General features: G+C 71.7%; 17 protein-coding genes. 2 read left to right on the top strand and 15 right to left on the bottom strand.

Translation table 11 applies throughout. From position 1 onward, the window contains the following. Nucleotides 1–13 precede the first annotated feature (13 nt). The 14 genes from CK206_RS01845 to rimP all read right to left on the bottom strand — a co-directional run bounded on the left by CK206_RS01845 (nucleotide 14) and on the right by rimP (nucleotide 15,968). On the bottom strand, nucleotides 14–1,342 hold the full coding sequence (locus CK206_RS01845; RefSeq protein ID WP_096905349.1) for a pitrilysin family protein: 1,329 nt from the start codon (nucleotides 1,340–1,342) through the stop codon (nucleotides 14–16). Between the two features lie 100 nt (nucleotides 1,343–1,442). Further along, nucleotides 1,443–3,719 carry a polyribonucleotide nucleotidyltransferase gene (locus tag CK206_RS01840; RefSeq protein WP_096905348.1) on the bottom strand — a complete coding sequence of 759 codons (2,277 nt, stop codon included), beginning with the start codon at nucleotides 3,717–3,719 and terminating at the stop codon, nucleotides 1,443–1,445. Between the two features lie 373 nt (nucleotides 3,720–4,092). Beyond that, entirely contained in the window at nucleotides 4,093–4,362 is a 270-nt protein-coding gene (gene rpsO / locus CK206_RS01835; protein WP_067717704.1) for a 30S ribosomal protein S15, read from the bottom strand. Nucleotides 4,363–4,474: 112 nt separating this feature from the next. Next, on the bottom strand, nucleotides 4,475–5,452 hold the full coding sequence (locus CK206_RS01830; RefSeq protein WP_173674750.1) for a bifunctional riboflavin kinase/FAD synthetase: 978 nt from the start codon (nucleotides 5,450–5,452) through the stop codon (nucleotides 4,475–4,477). 23 nt (nucleotides 5,453–5,475) lie between these two features. Continuing rightward, nucleotides 5,476–6,387, bottom strand: coding sequence for a tRNA pseudouridine(55) synthase TruB (truB, locus tag CK206_RS01825; protein WP_096905346.1), 912 nt, complete (start codon nucleotides 6,385–6,387; stop codon nucleotides 5,476–5,478). Next, the gene (locus CK206_RS01820; RefSeq protein ID WP_096905345.1) at nucleotides 6,384–7,103 is read right to left on the bottom strand and encodes a 4'-phosphopantetheinyl transferase; all 720 of its coding nucleotides are present in this window, start codon (nucleotides 7,101–7,103) and stop codon (nucleotides 6,384–6,386) included. The genes truB and CK206_RS01820 overlap by 4 nt, the downstream gene beginning before the upstream one ends. Next, on the bottom strand, nucleotides 7,100–8,041 hold the full coding sequence (locus CK206_RS01815) for a metallophosphoesterase (RefSeq protein ID WP_096905344.1): 942 nt from the start codon (nucleotides 8,039–8,041) through the stop codon (nucleotides 7,100–7,102). The genes CK206_RS01820 and CK206_RS01815 overlap by 4 nt, the downstream gene beginning before the upstream one ends. Continuing rightward, nucleotides 8,038–9,459, bottom strand: coding sequence for an MATE family efflux transporter (locus CK206_RS01810; protein ID WP_096905343.1), 1,422 nt, complete (start codon nucleotides 9,457–9,459; stop codon nucleotides 8,038–8,040). The genes CK206_RS01815 and CK206_RS01810 overlap by 4 nt, the downstream gene beginning before the upstream one ends. After that, a complete protein-coding gene (locus CK206_RS01805) occupies nucleotides 9,416–10,414 on the bottom strand; it encodes a bifunctional oligoribonuclease/PAP phosphatase NrnA (protein WP_096905342.1) in 999 nt (332 codons plus the stop codon). Before CK206_RS01805 ends, CK206_RS01810 begins: the two co-directional genes overlap by 44 nt. Beyond that, entirely contained in the window at nucleotides 10,411–10,872 is a 462-nt protein-coding gene (rbfA, locus tag CK206_RS01800) for a 30S ribosome-binding factor RbfA (protein ID WP_096905341.1), read from the bottom strand. Before rbfA ends, CK206_RS01805 begins: the two co-directional genes overlap by 4 nt. 112 nt (nucleotides 10,873–10,984) lie before the next feature. After that, nucleotides 10,985–13,831 carry a translation initiation factor IF-2 gene (gene infB / locus CK206_RS01795; protein ID WP_096905340.1) on the bottom strand — a complete coding sequence of 949 codons (2,847 nt, stop codon included), beginning with the start codon at nucleotides 13,829–13,831 and terminating at the stop codon, nucleotides 10,985–10,987. A gap of 69 nt (nucleotides 13,832–13,900) precedes the next feature. After that, a complete protein-coding gene (locus tag CK206_RS01790; RefSeq protein ID WP_096905339.1) occupies nucleotides 13,901–14,299 on the bottom strand; it encodes a YlxR family protein in 399 nt (132 codons plus the stop codon). Nucleotides 14,300–14,439: 140 nt separating this feature from the next. Further along, nucleotides 14,440–15,426 carry a transcription termination factor NusA gene (gene nusA / locus CK206_RS01785; protein ID WP_069389518.1) on the bottom strand — a complete coding sequence of 329 codons (987 nt, stop codon included), beginning with the start codon at nucleotides 15,424–15,426 and terminating at the stop codon, nucleotides 14,440–14,442. Further along, nucleotides 15,423–15,968 (bottom strand): ribosome maturation factor RimP, encoded by a 546-nt coding sequence (gene rimP, locus CK206_RS01780; protein WP_067717678.1) that lies wholly within the window; start codon nucleotides 15,966–15,968, stop codon nucleotides 15,423–15,425. Before rimP ends, nusA begins: the two co-directional genes overlap by 4 nt. Nucleotides 15,969–16,074: 106 nt before the next feature. Here rimP and CK206_RS01775 point away from each other — a divergent pair, with 106 nt between their 5' ends. After that, nucleotides 16,075–16,545, top strand: a complete 471-nt coding sequence (locus CK206_RS01775) for a hypothetical protein (protein WP_143337679.1) — start codon at nucleotides 16,075–16,077, stop codon at nucleotides 16,543–16,545. After that, entirely contained in the window at nucleotides 16,542–16,946 is a 405-nt protein-coding gene (locus CK206_RS01770; RefSeq protein WP_082923979.1) for a DUF4439 domain-containing protein, read from the top strand. Before CK206_RS01775 ends, CK206_RS01770 begins: the two co-directional genes overlap by 4 nt. 3 nt (nucleotides 16,947–16,949) lie before the next feature. Here CK206_RS01770 and CK206_RS01765 read toward each other — a convergent pair whose 3' ends face one another. Beyond that, entirely contained in the window at nucleotides 16,950–18,704 is a 1,755-nt protein-coding gene (locus tag CK206_RS01765; RefSeq protein WP_096905338.1) for a proline--tRNA ligase, read from the bottom strand. Nucleotides 18,705–18,758: the final 54 nt, after the last annotated feature.

Raw genomic sequence — 18,758 nt, 5'->3', positions numbered from 1 at the left:
GAGCCCGTCCAGCCTATCCGCCGACGCGCCCGAGCAGTCCAGCCGCGCCGTCGCCGGGCATCCCGGGGCCGACCGCCGCCAGACACCACGGGGCGGACTCGTCGGTCCAGTAGGCGGCGACCTCGTCGCGGGTGACCCGACGGAGCCTGGCCACCGATTCCTCGACGGGGACCACCGTGTCGCGGTCCAGGAGGTGTCGACCGATCCGCGTCATGCGGGAGAGTGGATCGTCCAACCCGAGCCTGATCGACCCCGTGAGGTGGCCGATCGCCCGACCCACCTCGTCGGCGGCGGGCGGCGCGGCCAGCATCCCGGACACGACCTCGCCCACCTCGTCGCACAGTGCGTCCACCCGGTCGACCGGGGCGCCGGCCACCACCGTGAGCAGACCGGTCGGCCGGAACTGGTCCATCCCCGCGTAGACCGTGTACGCCAGACCGAGCTCCTCGCGGATGCGTTGGAACAACCGGGAGCTCAGTCCCCCGCCGAGAACCGCGGTGCCGACCTGCGCCGCGGCCCGGTCCCGGTGATCACGGGCCGGGGTTCTGCGGGCGAGGGCGATCAACGCCTGTTCGGAGTCGTCGTCCTCACCGGTGAGCACGGACGTCGCCGCCCACCCGGGGACCCCCGCGCCCGGTCCGGTGTCGCCACCGCCGGTCGCGGTCCCGAGATCGGCGCCGTCCCGCGACGTTCCGTGGCGGGACACCGCCGCCGCCAGTGGCCCGGCGGCGATCCGGCGCACGAGGGCGTCGTGGTCGAGACGCCCGGCCGCCGCGACAACGACGTCGCCGGCACCGAGCATGCGTCGGTGGAATGCCCGTAGGGTCTCGGCGTCCAGTGCTTCCACCGACTCCTCGGTCCCGATGATCGGGCGGGCGAGCGGGTCGCTACCGAGGGCCGCGGTGGCGACCAGTTCGCAGGCGAGGTCCTCCGGGTCGTCCGCACGGCCGGCGAGCTCGTCGAGCACGACGTCACGCTCGATCTCGACGTCGGCGGGGTCACAGGACCCGTTGGCGACGACGTCCACCAGGACGTCCACCGCGGTGTCCAGCCCCTCGGCGGGGACGTGGACGTGATAGCAGGTGTGCTCGCGTCCCGTGAAGGCGTTGAGGTCACCACCCAGCAGGTCGATACGCTGGGACAACTCCAGACCGGACGCCGAGCTGGTCCGCTTGAACAGGACGTGCTCCAGGAAGTGCGCGGCGCCGTGTTCCCCGGGGCCCTCGTCCGCGGATCCGGACCCTATCCAGACACCGACCGCCGCGGTGTGGCACCACGGTAGGTCCTCGGTCACCACACGCACGCCCGGGATCGACCGGTCCACGCGGATCGTCGGGTTCACGGTCCTTCCCTTCTGTCGACGAACGAGGCACGCACCCCGCGCGCGGGGTGCGTGCCTCGTGGGGTGCCGGGCGCCGTGGGGGGGGCGGACCGGCGGGGTCTCAGTCGTCGGTGCCGGAGTCCGCGTCGGCTCCGCCGTCCGAGTCGTCACCGACCGGGACGAGACTGATCTTGCCGCGGTTGTCGATGTCGGCGATCTCGACCTGCATCTTGTCGCCGACGTTGACCACGTCCTCGACCTTGCCGACGCGCTTGCCCTGGCCCAGCTTGGAGATGTGGACCAGACCGTCGCGGCCCGGCAGCAGCGAGAGGAAGGCGCCGAACGGGGCGGTCTTCACGACCGTACCGAGGAAGCGCTCCCCGACCTTGGGCAGCTGCGGGTTGGCGATGGCGTTGATCTTGTCGATCGCGGCCTGGGCCGACTCGCCGTCCGTGGCCCCGATGTACACGGTGCCGTCGTCCTCGATCGAGACGGACGCGCCGGTCTCCTCGGTGATCGAGTTGATCATCTTGCCCTTGGGCCCGATGACCTCGCCGATCTTGTCGACCGGGACCTTGATCGCGATGATGCGGGGCGCGAACGGGCTGAGCTCGTCGGGCTCGTCGATCGCCTCGGCCATCACGTCGAGGATGGTGAGCCGGGCCTCGCGGGCCTGGGTCAGCGCGCCGGCCAGCACCTCGGACGGGATGCCGTCGAGCTTGGTGTCGAGCTGGAGCGCGGTGACGAACATGCCCGTGCCGGCGACCTTGAAGTCCATGTCGCCGAAGGCGTCCTCGGCCCCGAGGATGTCCGTCAGCGCGACAAAACGTCGTTCCGACTCACCGGCCTCGTTCGTGATCTCGTCGGAGACCAGGCCCATCGCGATACCCGCGACGGGGGCCTTGAGCGGCACACCCGCGTTGAGCAGCGACAGCGTCGAGGCGCAGACGGAGCCCATGGAGGTGGAGCCGTTGGAGCTGAGCGCCTCGGAGACCTGGCGGATCGCGTAGGGGAACTCCTCGACGCTCGGCAGGACCGGCATGAGCGCGCGCTCGGCGAGCGCGCCGTGGCCGATCTCGCGACGCTTGGGCGACCCCACGCGACCGGTCTCACCGGTGGAGTACGGCGGGAAGTTGTAGTGGTGCATGTAGCGCTTGCTGGTCTCGGGCCCGAGCGAGTCGATCTGCTGGGCCATCTTGACCATGTCGAGCGTGGTCACGCCGAGGATCTGGGTCTCACCGCGCTCGAACAGCGCCGAGCCGTGGGCGCGCGGGATGACCTCGACCTCGGCGGACAGCGCGCGGATGTCCCGCGTGCCGCGGCCGTCGATCCGGAAGTGGTCGGTGAGGATTCGCTGGCGCACGACCTTCTTGGTCAGCGACTTGAACGCGGCCCCCACCTGGCCGAGCCGGTCGGAGAACCGCTCGGTGAGCTGCTCGAGGACGGTCGCCTTGAGCTCGTCGGTCGCGACGTCGCGATCCTGCTTGTCGGCGATCTGCATGATCTCGGCGAGCTTGGTCTCGGCGATCTCGGCGACGGCGGCGTAGACGTCATCGGCGTACGGCGGGAACAGCGGGAACTCCCGCGGCGTGCCGGGCGCGGCGTCGGCCAGCGCCTGCTGCGCGGCGCACAGCTCGGCGATGAACGGCTTGGCGGCCTCGAGGCCCCGGGCCACGACGTCCTCGGTGGGGGCCTGCGCGCCGCCGGCGACCTTCTCGATCACGTCGTCGGTGGCCTCGGCCTCGACCATCATGATCGCGACATCGGCGGTGTCACCGGAGCCGACGACGCGGCCGGCGACGACCATGTCGAACACGGCGTCGTCGAGTTGCTCGACGGTCGGGAAGGCGACCCACTGGCCGGCCGGGTCGGCGGACGTCGGGATGAGCGCGACGCGCACGCCGCCGACCGGGCCCGAGAAGGGCAGGCCGGACAGCTGGGTGGAGGCGGAGGCGGCGTTGATGGCCACCACGTCGTACAGGTCCTTGGGGTCGAGGCTCATGACGGTCACGACGACCTGGACCTCGTTGCGGACCCCGTCCGCGAAGGTGGGGCGGAGCGGCCGGTCGATGAGCCGGCAGGTGAGGATGGCGTCCGTGCTGGGACGCCCCTCGCGGCGGAAGAACGAACCGGGGATCCGTCCCGCGGCGTACATCCGCTCCTCGACGTCCACCGTCAGGGGGAAGAAGTCGAAGTGCTCCTTGGGGTGCTTGCCCGCCGTGGTGGCGGACAGCAGCATCGTGTCGTCGTCGAGGTAGGCGACGACAGAGCCGGCGGCCTGCTTGGCCAGCCGGCCGGTCTCGAAGCGGAGCTCGCGGCGACCGAAGTCGCCGTTGTCGATGGTCGCGACGGTCTCGAAGACCCCGTCTTCGACCTCGACGGCCGTGATCTGTGGCATGTGTTTCCTGTCGTGTCGGGTGCATGGGCCGCACGGCGGAATCGTCCCGCCGGGGCCACCGGGCGTCACGTCAGGGGGTCCCGGTTCGACCTCGGTCTTCGATCGAAGCGGCCGGAACGCGTGCCACGGATGCTGATGCTCCCGGGCGTCGGGTTCCGGCGGCCACTACCGAGGACCGTCAATCGGACCTGTCGACCACCCCGGCACGTGTGCACCGGCTCCATCGAGGCTATCAGGGAAAACCGTCCGGGTCACCGGACGCGCACGGGTGACGCCCCCGACACCCCGACACCCCGGCGGCCCGGCTCGCGGAAATGCGCCGACCCCGCCCGGATGGACCGGGCGGGGTCGGTGACGCGGTGGTCGTCGTGCGTCAGCGACGCAGGCCGAGACGCTCGATCAGCGAGCGGTAGCGCGCGATGTCGGTCTTGGCGATGTACTTGAGCAGACGACGCCGACGGCCGACCATGAGGAGCAGGCCGCGCCGCGAGTGGTGGTCGTGCTGGTGGGTCTTGAGGTGCTCGGTGAGCTGGGAGATCCGCTTGGTGAGCATGGCGATCTGGGCCTCGGGCGAGCCGGTGTCGGTCTCGTGGAGGCCGTACTCGGCCAGGACGGCCTTCTTGTCTTCGGTGCTCAGCGCCATGGTGACTCCTGGTTGTTCCAGTCCGCGTGAATGTTGGGCCCCGCCGCCGCGGACCACAGGAGGGCCGACGGGAGACGTTACCAGTCCGCGGACGTGTCGGCCCAATCCGAGGTCACGGCCGGTCGGCGTCCGCCCCGAGCACGGTCCGGGTCGTGGTGACGTCGCGGTCCATGGCCACGAGCAGCTCGTCGACGGAGGCGAACTTGACCATGTCGCGGACGTGGTCGACGAAGTCGACCGCCGCCAGTCGTCCGTACAGGTCGGCCGACTCGTCCAGGACGAACGCCTCGACGCTGCGGGCGGAGTCCCCGAACGTCGGGTTGGTGCCGACGGAGATCGCGGACGGGTAGCGCCGTCCCGGGACGATCGTGCCGTCGACGGGGCCGTCGTCGAGCACGGTGAACCACCCGGCGTACACGCCGTCGACGGGCACGGCGGTGTACTCGGGAAGGTCGAGGTTGGCGGTGGGGTAACCCAGGTCCCGCCCCCCGCGGCCGGCACCGTGGACCACGACGCCCGAGACGCGGTGCGGTCTGCCGAGGACCTGGGCGGCGCCGGCCACGTCGGCCTCGGACAGCAACCGGCGGATACGGCTGGAGGAGACGGTCTCTCCCCCGGCCTCGAGCAGGTCGACGATCTCGCAGACGATGCCGCGTTCGGCGCACAGCTCGCGCAGGGTCTCCGGGGTACCTGCCGCGCGTCGACCGAACGTGAAGTTCCGCCCCACGGTGACCGCGCGGGCCCGCAGGCCGCGGACGAGGACACGGTCCACGAACTCGTCGGGCTCCCACGACGCCATCTCGCGGTCGAACGGCAACGCGAACACGGCGTCGATCCCGAACCCGCCCGCGAGCTCGGCACGCCGCTCGAGGGGGGTGAGGACCGACGGGTGGGTCCCCGGCCTGACGACCTCGACGGGGTGGGGGTCGAACGTCACGAGGACGGGACTCGCGCCCAGGTCCCGGCCGTGGCCGACGGCGCGGTCAACCAGGCTCCGATGACCCCGGTGGAGCCCGTCGAACACGCCGAGGGCGACGGAGGTCCCGCCGTCGGGGATCACGATCTCGTCGAACGTCCGCCACAATTGCACGGCGACCACCTTACGCGCGGCGTTCACAGGCCCGCCGGGCGCATGACCACGACCGGAGCGGCACGCCGCCCCGATTCCGAGACCAGCGCCGCGACCCGGCCGTCCGGGCCGACGGCGGCGACGACCCCGGCGTCACCGCGGGCCTCGAGCCATCGGCCGTGGCGCAGTCCCTCCGCCTCGTCGGCGTCGATGTCGCGTCGGGGGAACGCGGTCAGCGCGGCGGAGTCGAGGTCCAGTGACAGTGTCGGATCGGTCTCCAGCTGGTCGAGGGTCCGTGCCACGTCGAGACCGAACGGCCCGACGTGGGTGCGGCGCAGCGCCGTGAGGTGACCGCCGACCCCGAGGGCGGAGCCGAGGTCCCGGGCGAGCGCGCGGATGTAGGTTCCGGTGGAGCAGTCGACGACGACGACGAGGTCGACCACCGCGCCGGAGCGGGTCCGCTCGAGCACGTCGAACCGGGAGACGGTGACCCGCCGTGACCGGAGCTCGACCTCCTCCCCCGCCCGCACGCGGTCGTAGGCCCGCCTCCCGTCCACCTTGATCGCGCTCACCGCGGACGGGACCTGGTCGATCTCCCCGGTCAGCGCCGCGACGGCCGCGTCGATCGCCTCGTCGGTCACGGCGGAGGCGTCGGTGGTCGAGGTGGTCTCCCCCTCGGCGTCGTCGGTGGTCGTGGTCTGGCCGAGACGGATGGTGGCCTCGTAGGACTTGGTCTCCAGTGCCAGCAGTCCGAGCATCTTGGTGGCGCGTTCGATGCCCACGACGAGCACCCCGGTGGCCATCGGGTCGAGCGTTCCGGCGTGCCCGACCTTGCGGGTACCGAAGTAGCGCCGGAGCCGTCCGACGACGTCGTGGCTACTCATGCCCCCCGGCTTGTCGACGACCACCAGGCCGGGGTCGGGAGCGGGGCGGGGGTCGGGTCTGCGCGGCGTCACGGGCCCACGCTAGCGACCCCGGCGGGTCGCAGCACGATCGCCGAGGCCACGTACCCGTCCCGGACGGCCCAGCGGCCCCGGAACTCGACCAGATCGGGCCCCCCGTCCACGGCATGGCCGTCGATGAGGATCCGCGATCGCAGCGTGCCGGTGACCACCTCGTCGTCGTCGCCGTCCGGGACCAGGGTGATGTGTGCGTCACCGAACCCCAACCACCGGTGGGTGAGCGGGAACCACGCCTTGTACGTCGCCTCCTTCGCCGTGAACAGCAGCGCATCCCAGGCGACGTCCGCGACCTCGGCGCGTGCCGCACGCACCCACGCCGCCTCCTCTGGCAGGGAGACCGCCTCGAGGACGCCCGCGGCCAGCGGTGCGTGGCGTTCCACGTCCAGCCCGAGCGACCGGACGCGGGCGGTCGGCGCCAGCGCGGCGGCCCGCAGCCCCTCGGTGTGCGTGAGCGTGCCCACCAGGCCCGGCGGCCACACCGGCATGCCCCGACCCCCGCGCAGGACGGGGCCGGCGGGGACGCCGAGCCTCGACATGGCCTCCCGGGCACACGCACGCGCGCCCGCGAAGTCGATCCGGCGCCGCTCGACGGCGGCCCCGATCTGCTCGACCTCCACCGGGTACAGCGAGGCCAACATCGCCGCGTCGTCCAGGCCCAGCTCGGCGTCGGTCACCCCCACCACGTCGGGCGGGAACAGGTCGTCGATCACCGTTCGTCCTCCAGGTAGGGACCGGTGTCGGCGGGCCGGGCGATCCTCGGCATCCCACCGTCGCCGCGGACCCACCGCACCTGCGGACCGTCCGGCGCCGGGAGGATCTGACGGGTGAGCGGGTCGGGCCGCCCACGCCCGTTCCACTCCCTCGGGTATCCCAGGGAGACCTCCTCGAAGCGCACGCCGTCGTGGACCGTGGTCCGCGGGATGTGCAGGTGACCGTAGACGCACGCGATGGCGCGGTACCGGCGGTGCCAGTCGGCGGTCTGATCGGTCCCGCACCACAGCGCGAAGTCCGGGTGCCGCAGGACCCGGGTGGGGTCCCGCAGCAGCGGCCAGTGGTTGACGAGCACCGTCGGGTGCGCGGGATCGAGGCGGGCCAGCCGCGTCGTCGTGCCCACGAGACGGTCCCGACACCAGGCGACCGCGTCACCGTAGGGGGCGGGGTCGATGAGGAACTCGTCCGAGGCCACGACGCGACGCTCCCGTGCACCGGCCAGGGCGTCCGCCCGCGACTGCCCCACGACCAGCGTCCAGCTGTAGTCGTAGAACAGGAACATCGGTACCACCCACGCGGGTCCGCCCGGTCCGGTCCACAGGGGGTACTGGTCCTCCGGGGTGTCGACCCCGATGGCCCGGCACGCCTCCACCAGCCGGTCGTACTTGGTGGTGGACGTGATCCCCTCGTCGTCGCGGCCGATCCACAACTCGTGGTTGCCGGGCGCCCAGATCACCCGTTCGAAACGCGCCGCCAGTCGCTCGAGCGCGTCCACGACGTGGTCGACCTTCTCGGCCACGTCACCGGCCACGATGAGCCAGTCCCCCGGGTGCGCGGGGTGGATCTCGTCCACGACGTCCGCGTTGCCCCGGTGTCCCACGTGCAGGTCGGACACCGCGCGCAGGGTCGGTTGCACGCTCGTCGCCCCGGCGGTCATCCGTCCACCTCCTGCAGGGCCCGTGCGCCCGGCGTCTGCGCTCCCAGCACCATCCACCGGTCGCCGCGCACCCGGGCCACGACGGCGATCAGTCGGAGACCGACGAACACGCCCATCCCGACCCAGATTCCCGGCAGCCCCCACCCGAGGTACCGGGTGACGAGCAGCACGGGCAGGAAGCCCAGCAGCGCCGCGACCACGGTGCTGGTGCGCAGGTACGCCGCGTCACCGGCGCCCAGCAGCACGCCGTCGAGTCCGAACACCACCGCTGCCGGGATCACCACCACCGCCATCCCGATCAGGGCGACGACCAGTCGGTCGGCCACCCCGGGATCCCCGGACAGCAGCGATGCCAGGGGAGCTCTGAACACGACCGTCAGCAGGGCGAGGGCAGCACCCAGACCCAGTGACCACACGACCACGGCACGTGCCAGCGCCCGGCCGTGGGCGGCGAGTCCCGCGCCGAGCGCGGCGCCGACCAGCGACTGGGCCGCGATCGCGACCGAGTCCAACACGAGCGAGTACAGCGCCCACAATTGCTGTGCGAGGTGGTGCGCCGCGAGCGAGTCGACCCCGGCGGCGGCTGCCGCGGTGGTGGCGACGGCGAAGGTGATCTGGAACGACGCGGTACGGATGATCAGGTCCACGCCCATGCGGAGCTGGCTGACGATCACGGCGCGGCGTGGCCGCAGCGACCCCGGACGCTCGAGGACGAGCGCGACGAGGAAACCGGCGGCCATGAGCAGTTGGCCCGCGAGGTTCGCCCAGGCACTCCCGACCAACCCCAGCGCCGGGGCCGGCCCCAGACCGGGGACAAGCACCACGCACCCGGCGGTCGACACGCCGATGCCCACGCCGACGAGCACGAGCGGGGTGCGCAGGCGCTGGACGCCCCTCATCCACCCGTGGCCGGCTGACGCCACGAGGATGCACGGGATGCCCCACACGGCCACCCCGAGCCATTCGGCCGCGCCGGCGGCCACGTCCGCGTCCGCGGCGAGTACCCGGGTGATCGGCCCCCGCAACGCCAGTACGACGGCCACCACCAGCGCGCCGACGGCGACGGCGATCCACGTCGCCTGCACCCCTTCGGCCACGGCGTCGCCGCGGCGGCCCGCCCCGTGCAACCGCGCCGATCGGGCGGTGGTCCCGTAGGACAGGAAGTTCATCTGGGTACCCAGCACCAGGAGGACGAGGGCTCCCACGCCGAGCGCGGCCAGGTCCTCCGGTCCCTGGCGACCGACGATGATCCCGTCGACCAGGAGATAGACGGGCTCGGCGGACAGCACCGGCAGGACCGGCAGGGCGATAGACCAGAGTCGGCGTCCGATCGCTCCCAGCCCGACGGCCGGATCGGGCCCGGTGTGCGTCACGTCAGCCGAGGAGTTCACGGAGCCTCGTGCTGATGGTCTCCACATCACCGCGCATCGTGCAGCCGGCGGCCGACGGATGACCGCCGCCCCCGAGCGCGGCCGCGATGGCCGAGACGTCCACGACGTCCGCGGCGTCCACGACGCCTGCACCCGGGCCACCGGGTCGCGAGCGGAGGGAGACGGCCCACTCGCCGGGCAGGTACTCCTTGAGGAGAACCGCCACGCGGGCCTCCCGGACGCCGCGGAGGTGCGAGACGAGGGATTCCACGTCGTCCTCGTCCGCTACCGAGATCACCTCGTGCGGGACGGCCAGCCACACCGATCCGCGCCCGCCCACCGCGTCGGCTTCCAGACGCACCGTCCTCAACAGCCCGCCCAGCACCCGAAGCCAGGCGAACGAGTGCGCGTCGAGCAGGGCGTGGGTGAGTTCGGTGGTCTCCGCGCCCGCGGCCAGCAGTCGTCGGGCGGTCTCGTGCGAGTCCGCGCCGCCCCAACGGAAGGATCCGGTGTCGGTGACGAGCCCTGCGTAGAGGCTCGTGGCCGTCACGGCGTCCACGGGGAACCCGCCCGCGTCGAGGACGTCCAGGACGAGCGACGCCGTCGACGCGGCGTCCGGGTCGAGCAGCATGTGGGAACCGAATCCGGGATTGGACCGGTGATGGTCGACGACGAGGACCTCCGATGCCGCGTCGGCGAGCCTGCCCCACCGGCCCACCCGGTCCGGGCTCGCGCAGTCCAACGTCACGACGAGACCCCGATGGGCGGGGACCTGCGCGAGGGGGACCACCCGGTCGGTGCCCGGGATGGCCCCCATCGCCCCCGGGACGACGCCGGGATCGAACGAGTGGTGGACGGTCACGCCCCGCGCACGCAACGCCCGCGCGAGACCGGAGGAGCTACCGAGCGCATCCGCGTCCGGGCGGACGTGGCACAGCACGGTCACCTCGTGGTGACGGGCCAACACGTCCGCCGCGCCGGCGGCGTCCACCGGTTCGGTCACCGATCGTCGTCCTCCGGCCGGTCCGCCTCCTCCGGCTTGCGGTACGGGTCCTCGTCGCCCGCCGGACGGGCCCCCTCGGCCACGCGCCGGACCTGTTCGTCCTGCGCCCGGGCCTTGGCGAGTAGTTCTTCCATCTGGCGCGCCGCGTCCGGCACGGAGTCCGGCACGAAGGTCAACTCCGGGGTGAACTTCACCCCGGTCTGTTTGCCGACCATCGTGCGCAGGCGGCCCCGCGCGGCGGTCAACGCAGCCTCCGCGGCCTCGTGGTCCGGCTCCTCGTCGAGGGTCACGCCACGAACCGTGTAGTACAGCGTCGCCACCCGCAGATCCGCGGTGATCCGCGAATCGGTGATCGTGATGAACTCCAGCCGCGGGTCCTTGATCTCGTGCTCGATGGCCGTCGCGACGATCTCGCCGATCCGCTTTCCGAGCCGTCCCGCGCGTCCCTTACCGGTCATGGGGATCCTCCTTGGCGTGATGCGGTCGCACGGCGACCACGGGTTGACGAGCATGCCGCGGGGGCAGGTCCGTCTCCAACGGATCCCGCCCCCACGACAGTGCCCTGCGACGTCAGTCGCGCGGCTTCTCGACGAGCTCGTAGGTCTCGATGATGTCACCGATCTTGATGTCGGAGTACGTCACCGTCAGACCACACTCGAAGCCCTCGCGGACCTCGGTCGCGTCGTCCTTCTCGCGACGCAGCGAGGAGATGGTCATCTCCTCCGCCACGACCTTGCCGTCCCGGATGAGCCGGGCCTTGGCGTTGCGCCGCATGATGCCGTCGAGCACCATGCAACCCGCGATGTTGCCCACCTTGGAGGAGCGGAACATATTGCGGATCTCCGCCTGGCCGAGCTTCTTCTCCTCGTAGATCGGCTTGAGCATGCCCTTGAGCGCGCTCTCGATCTCGTCGATCGCCTGGTAGATGATCGAGTAGTACCGGATGTCCACGCCCTCGCGGTTGGCCAGCTCGGTGGCCTTGCCCTCCGCCCGGACGTTGAACCCGATGATCACCGCGTCGGAGGCGGCCGCCAGGTTGACGTTGGTCTCGGTGACGGCACCGACACCGCGGTCGATGACGCGCAGCTGCACCTCGTCGTCGATCTCGATCCCCAGGAGGGCCTCCTCGAGGGCTTCGACCGTACCGGAGTTGTCGCCCTTGATGATGAGGTTGAGCTGGCTCGTCTCCTTGAGATGCGAATCCAGGTCCTCGAGGCTGATCCGACGACGGCTACGGGCGGCCATCGCGTTGCGCTTGCGCGCGTTACGACGGTCGGCGATCTGCCGTGCGGTCCGATCCTCCTCGACCACCATCAGGGTGTCACCGGCGCCACACACGCTGGTCAGGCCGATGACCTGGACCGGACGCGACGGGGTCGCCTCGGTGACGTCCTCGCCGTGCTCGTCGACCATGCGTCGGACGCGGCCGTAGGCGTCGCCGGCGACGATCGAGTCGCCGACCCGCAGCGTGCCGCGCTGGATGAGCACCGTGGCGACGGGACCGCGACCGCGGTCCAGGTGCGCCTCGATGGCGACACCCTGCGCGTCCATGTCCGGGTTCGCCCGCAGGTCGAGAGACGCGTCGGCGGTCAGGACGACCGCCTCGAGCAGCGACTCGATGTTGAGACCCTGCTTGGCGGAGATGTCGACGAACATCGTGTCGCCGCCGTACTCCTCCGGCACCAGGCCGTACTCGGTCATCTGGCCGCGGATCTTGTCGGGCTGAGCGCCCTCCTTGTCGATCTTGTTGACCGCGACCACGACCGGCACCTCTGCCGCCTGCGCGTGGTTGATCGCCTCGACCGTCTGCGGCATCACGCCGTCGTCCGCCGCGACCACGATGATCGCGATGTCCGTCGACTTCGCGCCGCGGGCACGCATGGCGGTGAACGCCTCGTGACCCGGCGTATCGATGAAGGTGATCGTACGATCCACGTCGTCGACCGGCACCGTCACCTGGTAGGCGCCGATGTGCTGGGTGATGCCACCGGCCTCACCCTCGCCCACCTTCGCCGACCGGATGCTGTCGAGCAGGCGGGTCTTGCCGTGGTCGACGTGACCCATGACCGTGACGACCGCGGGACGGATCTCGAGATCGCTCTCGTCACCCTCGTCCTCACCGAAGGAGAGGTCGAACGAATCGAGCAGCTCGCGATCCTCGTCCTCGGGGCTGACGATCTGGACCTTGAAGCCCATCTCCTCACCGAGCAGCTGCAGCGTCTCCGGGGTGACCGACTGCGTGGCCGTGACCATCTCACCCAGGTTGAACAGGGCCTGGACCAGCTGCGCGGGGTTGACGTCGATCTTGTCCGCGAAATCGCTCAGCGAAGCACCCTGTGCCAGTCGCAGGACCTGCCCGCGCCCGTCGGGAAGCCGGACGCCGCCGACCTCCGGGGCCCGCATCGAGTCGTATTCCTGACGCTTCTGCCGCTTCGACTTGCGACCACGACGCGGGGCGCCACCGGGACGACCGAACGCACCCGCGGCACCACCGCGGCCACGGTTGCCGCCCCCGGGACGACCCCGGAACCCGCCGCCACCGGCTGCGGGGGCACCGCCGCCGCCACCGGGACGGAAACCGCCGCCACCCGGACGGCCACCGGGACCACCCGGACGGCCGCGACCCGCGGCGGGACGTGCGACCTGTCCCGGCATCTGACCGGGGCTGGGACGCGCCGGCATGTTGCCGGGGTTGGGACGGGGACCGCCCTGGCCCGGTGCGCCCGACCGCTGCGGGGGACGGGGCCCACCCTGACCGGGTGCGCCCGGACGGGCGCCTCCGGGACGGGGACCACCCTGGCCGGGTGCCGGGCGGGGACCGCCCTGCGGACGCGGCGCGGGCGTGGTGCCGCTGGAGTACGGGTTGTTCCCGACGCGAGGCGCCTTGGGACCGGGCTTCGGCCCCGCCGCGCGCGGCCCGGGAGCCGGACGGGAGGCTGCGGCGGCCGCGCCGGGGGTCGCCCCCGGGGTCGGACGCTGGGAACCGGGCTTGGCGCCCGGAGTCGGACCGGCTTCCGGCTTGGGAGCCGGCGTGGGGGCCGCGGGCTTGGCGCCCGGAGTCGGACCGGCTTCCGGCTTGGGAGCCGGCGCGGGGGCCGCGGGCTTGGCGCCCGGGGTGGGGCCGGCCGCGGGCTTGGGAGCCGCCGAGCGCGGATCCGCGCCCGGACGGGGGCCCGGTGCCGGCTTCGAGGGTGCACCCGGCTTGGGCGCAGCGCCTCCTGCGGATTTAGACGGGGCGGGGGCGGAGTCGCCGCCTGCCGGTGCATGTGCCTCACGCAGGCGCCGGACGACCGGGGCCTCCAACGTCGAGGACGCGGACTTGACGAACTCTCCCTGATCGCGGAGTTTCGTCAGAAGTTCTTTACTGGTGATACCGAACTCTTTTGCCAGCTCGTGTACCCGGGGCTTGCCTGCCACTGCTCTCCTCACTGCGAGGTCTCCACGGCAGGGCTGGCCGCGCGACCTCGGTCTACATTCGATGGACGTTCATCGCTGGAGCTTCACGGTGTGCTCATCGTGTCTGGTCCGTTCCTTCTCTTGTGCTCCCCCTGCCGAACCGAGCGGTCGGAGGGTGATGTCGTGCCCGAGGCGTAGTGCCTCGAGTACCTCCGTGAGCGCGTCCTGGGACACGTTCCCGGCGATCCGCAGGGCCCTGGTGAAGGCCTTGCGGTCGAGCGCTGTCGTGATGCACTGCGGTTCGCGATGCACCCAGGCTCCTCGTCCGACCGCCCGTCGGCGCGGATCGGGCGAGAGAGCGGCCGTCTCCGGATCGTGGACGATCCGGAGGAGTCGGGAATCGGTGTCCCGACCCCGGCAACCGACGCAGGTCCTGACCGGACCCGCGGCCTCGGCGGTACCGAACCGCTGGTCCTTGCGTCCCTGCATCCGGCCACCTCGGTCTCTCGCCGCCCGGCCCGAGTGGACGGGTGGACGTGAAGTCACTGTGACAACTGATCAGTCTACAGACAATGCCGTGTCGACACTAACGGCGCGCCCGACCGCGTGGCGCCGGGCGGCGCAGCGCGTCACTCCGCGTCGCTGTGGATGTCGATCCGCCACTGGGTCAGGCGGTGTGCCAGACGTGCGTTCTGGCCTTCCTTGCCGATCGCCAGGGACAGCTGGTAGTCGGGGACGACGACGCGGGCCGCCCTGGTGGTGGCATCGGCGACGGTGACGGAGATCACCTTCGCCGGGGACAGGGCGTTGCCGACGAACACCGTCGGGTCGTCGTCGTAGTCGACGATGTCGATCTTCTCGTCGTTGAGCTCCGCCATGACCGCGCGCACACGGGCCCCGTTCGGTCCGATGCAGGCGCCCTTCGCGTTGAGTCCCGAGATGGTGGATTCCACCGCGATCTTCGTCCGGTGGCCCGCCTCACGCGCGATCGCCGCGATCCGCACCGAGCCGTCGTCGATCTCCGGGACCTCGAGCGCGAACAGTCCCCGGACCAGGTCCGGGTGGGTGCGGGAGAGCGAGACGGAGGCGCCGTGGGGCCCCTTGTGCACCCCGACGACGTGGCACTTGATGCGCTCCCCGTGCGTGTAGGTCTCACCCGGTACCTGCTCGGCCGGGGCGATGGTCCCCTCGGTGCCCCCGTTCTCGGGTCCGATGTGGACGACCACGATCCCACGGGCGTTGGCGCGGGAGTCGGACTGGATGACCCCACTGACCACCTCGCCCTCGCGCGCGACGAGATCACCGTAGATGCGGTCGGTCTCGGCTTCGCGCAGACGCTGCAGGATGATCTGCCGTGCCGTGGCCGCGGCCACCCGCCCGAAGTCGGAGGGGGTGGCGTCGAACTCCCCGATGCGGTTGCCGTCCTCGTCCACCTCGGCGGCCATGACGGCGACCGTGCCGGCCTTGCGGTCCAGCGCGATCCGGGCCACCCTATGCGAGCCCTCGGTCCGCTTGTAGGCGGTGAGCAGCGCGTTTTCGAGAGTGTGCACGAGGTCGTCCAGCGGGATCTCGCGCTCTCGGGACAGCATGTTCAGCGCTGCCATGTCGATGTTCAACTGTTTTCTCCTTCTCGCACGCCGTGCCCGGGGTTCTCCGGCTCGGACAACAGGTCCAGCTCCTCCTGTGGCGCTGGCCGGAACTCGACCCGGATCACGGCGCGGGCCACCCGATCCAACGCTACCGAGTCCACTCTGGTCCCCCGGCCCGCCCTGGACACGATGCGGACGGTCCCCGAGTCCTCGTCGAGGTCTCCGACCCGCCCCCGGGTCGGCCCGTCGGCGCCGTCGACGTAGAGCAGGTCGACCTGGCGTCCGCGGGCACGGGCCCAGTGACGGGGGTGCTCCAGCGGCGCGTCGACGCCCCTGCTGGTGACCTCCAGCGTGACCGGCTGGCCCGATCCCCCCCACTGCTCGGCGAGGGGGTCGAGATCGACGGAGAGTTCGGCGAGATCGTCGAGGGAGACGCCGGAGTCCCCGTCCACGACGACCGTCACGTGCCACGTGGACGAACGGGTGTCCTCCCGGAGGTCCTCGAGGTCGAGGCTGCGGTCCGAGACCGCCTTGCGTATATGGGCCCGGTCGGGCTCGGGGACGATCACTGTGCTCCTGGAGTGCGGGCTGGCGGATTCCGTTCCGGGACGCGGACGGGCCGCATCACTGTACCGCCTCGCCGCCCCCTTCTCCGACCCCTGGCAGGATGTCGGAGTGCCCCATTCCGCCCCCGTCGCCCTCTCGCGCCGTCAGTTCGCCGTCGCGGCCGCCGGAGTCGCCGGGCTCGCAGTCGCCGGCGGCTGTGCCCTGCCCACGGTCACCGACCGCCCCGATCCCCTGCTCGGCCTGCTCGAGGCCGCCGAGCGCGACGCACGGGAACTCGCGGCCGCGGACGCCTCCCACGGCGATCGGGTGGGTGCCCTGCGTCGGCTCGCCGACACCCGGAGAGTTCACGCGGAACGGCTCGCCGGGCTCGTGGACCGCCCGCAGGACGACGAGCAGCAGCCAACCCCCGTGCCGACACCGGCGCCGGTCTGCCCGCCCGCCGAGGAGGTGCGCTCGCGACTCCGCGCCGACGCGGCCGACGCCGCCGGTGCGGCCGCGGCGACCGAGGGGGCCCGCGCGGAGATCGCCGGCGCGGTCTCGGCGGCGTGCACGGCGGCGGTCGAGGTGGAACTCGCGTGAGCGCTCCGGTCGGTTTGGCCGCCGAGGACGCGGCGGTCTACGGGTACGGTCTCGTCCTGTCCCGGGCGGACGGCTCCATCCGAGCCGCGGTCAGGCGTGAGCTCGCTGCTCATCGAGCCCGTCGGGACGCGGCTGAGGTGTTGTGGCCGGCATCGCCCCCCGCGCCGGTCGGATACGTCCCCGATCCGGACGCCCCCGGCGCTCCCGTCCTTCTGGCGATCCGGATCGAATCGGACTGTTGCGAGGCCTGGCGCGTCGAACTCGGCCTCGCCCGGACGCCGGAGACCCGCCGTTTCTGCGTCGACGCCCTCACCGCGGCGGCGGTGCAACTCGCACGCTGGAGAACCCTGGTCCCGGGAGCGCCGTTCGAGGCGCTACCCGGGTTCCCGCCGCCGGCCTGAGGCTCAGGGGCGTCCGGCGCCGATCAACCGGACGATCTCCTCCGCGGCACCGTCCACCGGGACCTGGGTGACCTCGCCGGTGGCGCGCTCGCGCAGCTCGACGGTGCCCTCGGACCAGCCGCGACCCACCACGACCACCCACGGCACACCGATCAGCTCGGCGTCCTTGAACTTCACGCCGGGCGAGGCCTTCCGGTCGTCGAAGAGGACCTCGAGTCGGGCGCGGTCGAACGCCTCCACCAGCGTCGCGGCTCCCGAGATCGCGGCATCGTCCTTGTTGGCGATCACCACGTGGACGTCCGCGGGCGCGGCCTCAGCGGGCCAGACCAGGCCCTTGTCGTCGGCGAACTGCTCCGCGAGTACCGCCACGAGACGCGAGACCCCGATGCCGTAGGACCCCATGGTCACCCTCGCGGGCTTGCCGTTCTCGCCCAGCACGTCGAACCCGAAGGCGTCGGTGTACTTCCGGCCCAGCTGGAAGATGTGGCCGATCTCGATCCCGCGCGCCAGGGTCAGGGTGCCGTGCCCGTCCGGTGCCGGGTCGCCCTCCCTCACCTCGGCGACCTCGATGGTGCCGTCCGGGGTGAAGTCACGGCCGCACACCAGGTCCACCACGTGCTTGCCGGGCTCGTCGGCTCCGGTGATCCACGCCGTGCCGTCGACGACCCGCGGGTCGACGAGGTAGCGGACCTCGTTCTCCTGCAGCGCGCGCGGGCCGATGTACCCCTTCACGAGGAACGGGTTGGTCTTGAAATCCGCCTCGTCGAGGATCTCGACCTCCGCCGGCTCGAGCGCGGCCTCCACCCGCTTCATGTCGACCTCGCGGTCGCCCGGTAGGCCCACCGCCAACAGTTCCCAGTCCTGACCGGGCCGACGCACCTTGAACATGACGTTCTTGAGAGTGTCCGCGGCGGTCACCTCCCGGCCCAGGTCTGCGGAGTTCGCCCAGGCGACGAGCGTGTCGATGGTCGGCGCGTCCGGGGTCTCGTGCACGACCGCCCGCGGCGAACCCTCGATCGGGAGGGCGGGCGGCGCGGGGGTGACGACGGCCTCGACGTTGGCCGCGTACTGCCCGTCGGTGGATCGGACGAACGTGTCCTCGCCGGCGGCGGAGACGGCGAGGAACTCCTCGGAGGCGGAACCACCCATCGCGCCGGAGGTGGCGGCACAGATGACGTACTCGATCCCGAGACGGTCGAAGATGCGTCGGTACGCCTCTCGGTGCGCCTGGTAGGAGCGTTCGAGTCCGGCGTCGTCGACGTCGAACGAGTACGAGTCCTTCATGACGAACTCGCGACCGCGCAGGATCCCGGCACGGGGTCGTTCCTCGTCGCGGTACTTGGTCTGGATCTGGTACAGCGTGACGGGCAGGTCCTTGTACGAGGAGTATTCGCCCTGCACGGTGAGCGTGAAGAGTTCCTCGTGGGTGGGGCCGAGCATCATGTCGTTGCCCTTGCGGTCCTTCAGCCGGAACAACGCCGGGCCGTACTCGGTCCACCGTCCGGTGGTCTCGTACGGTTCCCGCGGCAGGAGTGCGGGCAGGGTGATCTCCTGCGCGCCGAAGGCGTTCATCTCCTCGCGCACCACCTGCTCGACCCTGCGGAGGGTGCGCAGACCCAGCGGCAGCCAGGAGTACACGCCGGGAGCGACGCGGCGGACGTACCCGGCGCGGACCAGCAGTTTGTGGCTGAGGACCTCGGCATCGGCCGGGTCATCGCGGAGCGTGCGCAGGAAAAGGTGGGACAGACGCGTGATCACGATGCACCAGCCTAGCCGCCCCTGCTCGCGGACCCGCCGCCCGCCGTCGGGGCT

It is taken from the genome of Dietzia sp. WMMA184 (assembly GCF_002441635.1).
GTDB classification, from domain to species: Bacteria; Actinomycetota; Actinomycetes; order Mycobacteriales; family Mycobacteriaceae; genus Dietzia; species Dietzia kunjamensis.
This window is presented reverse-complemented; position numbering and strand designations above follow the sequence as displayed.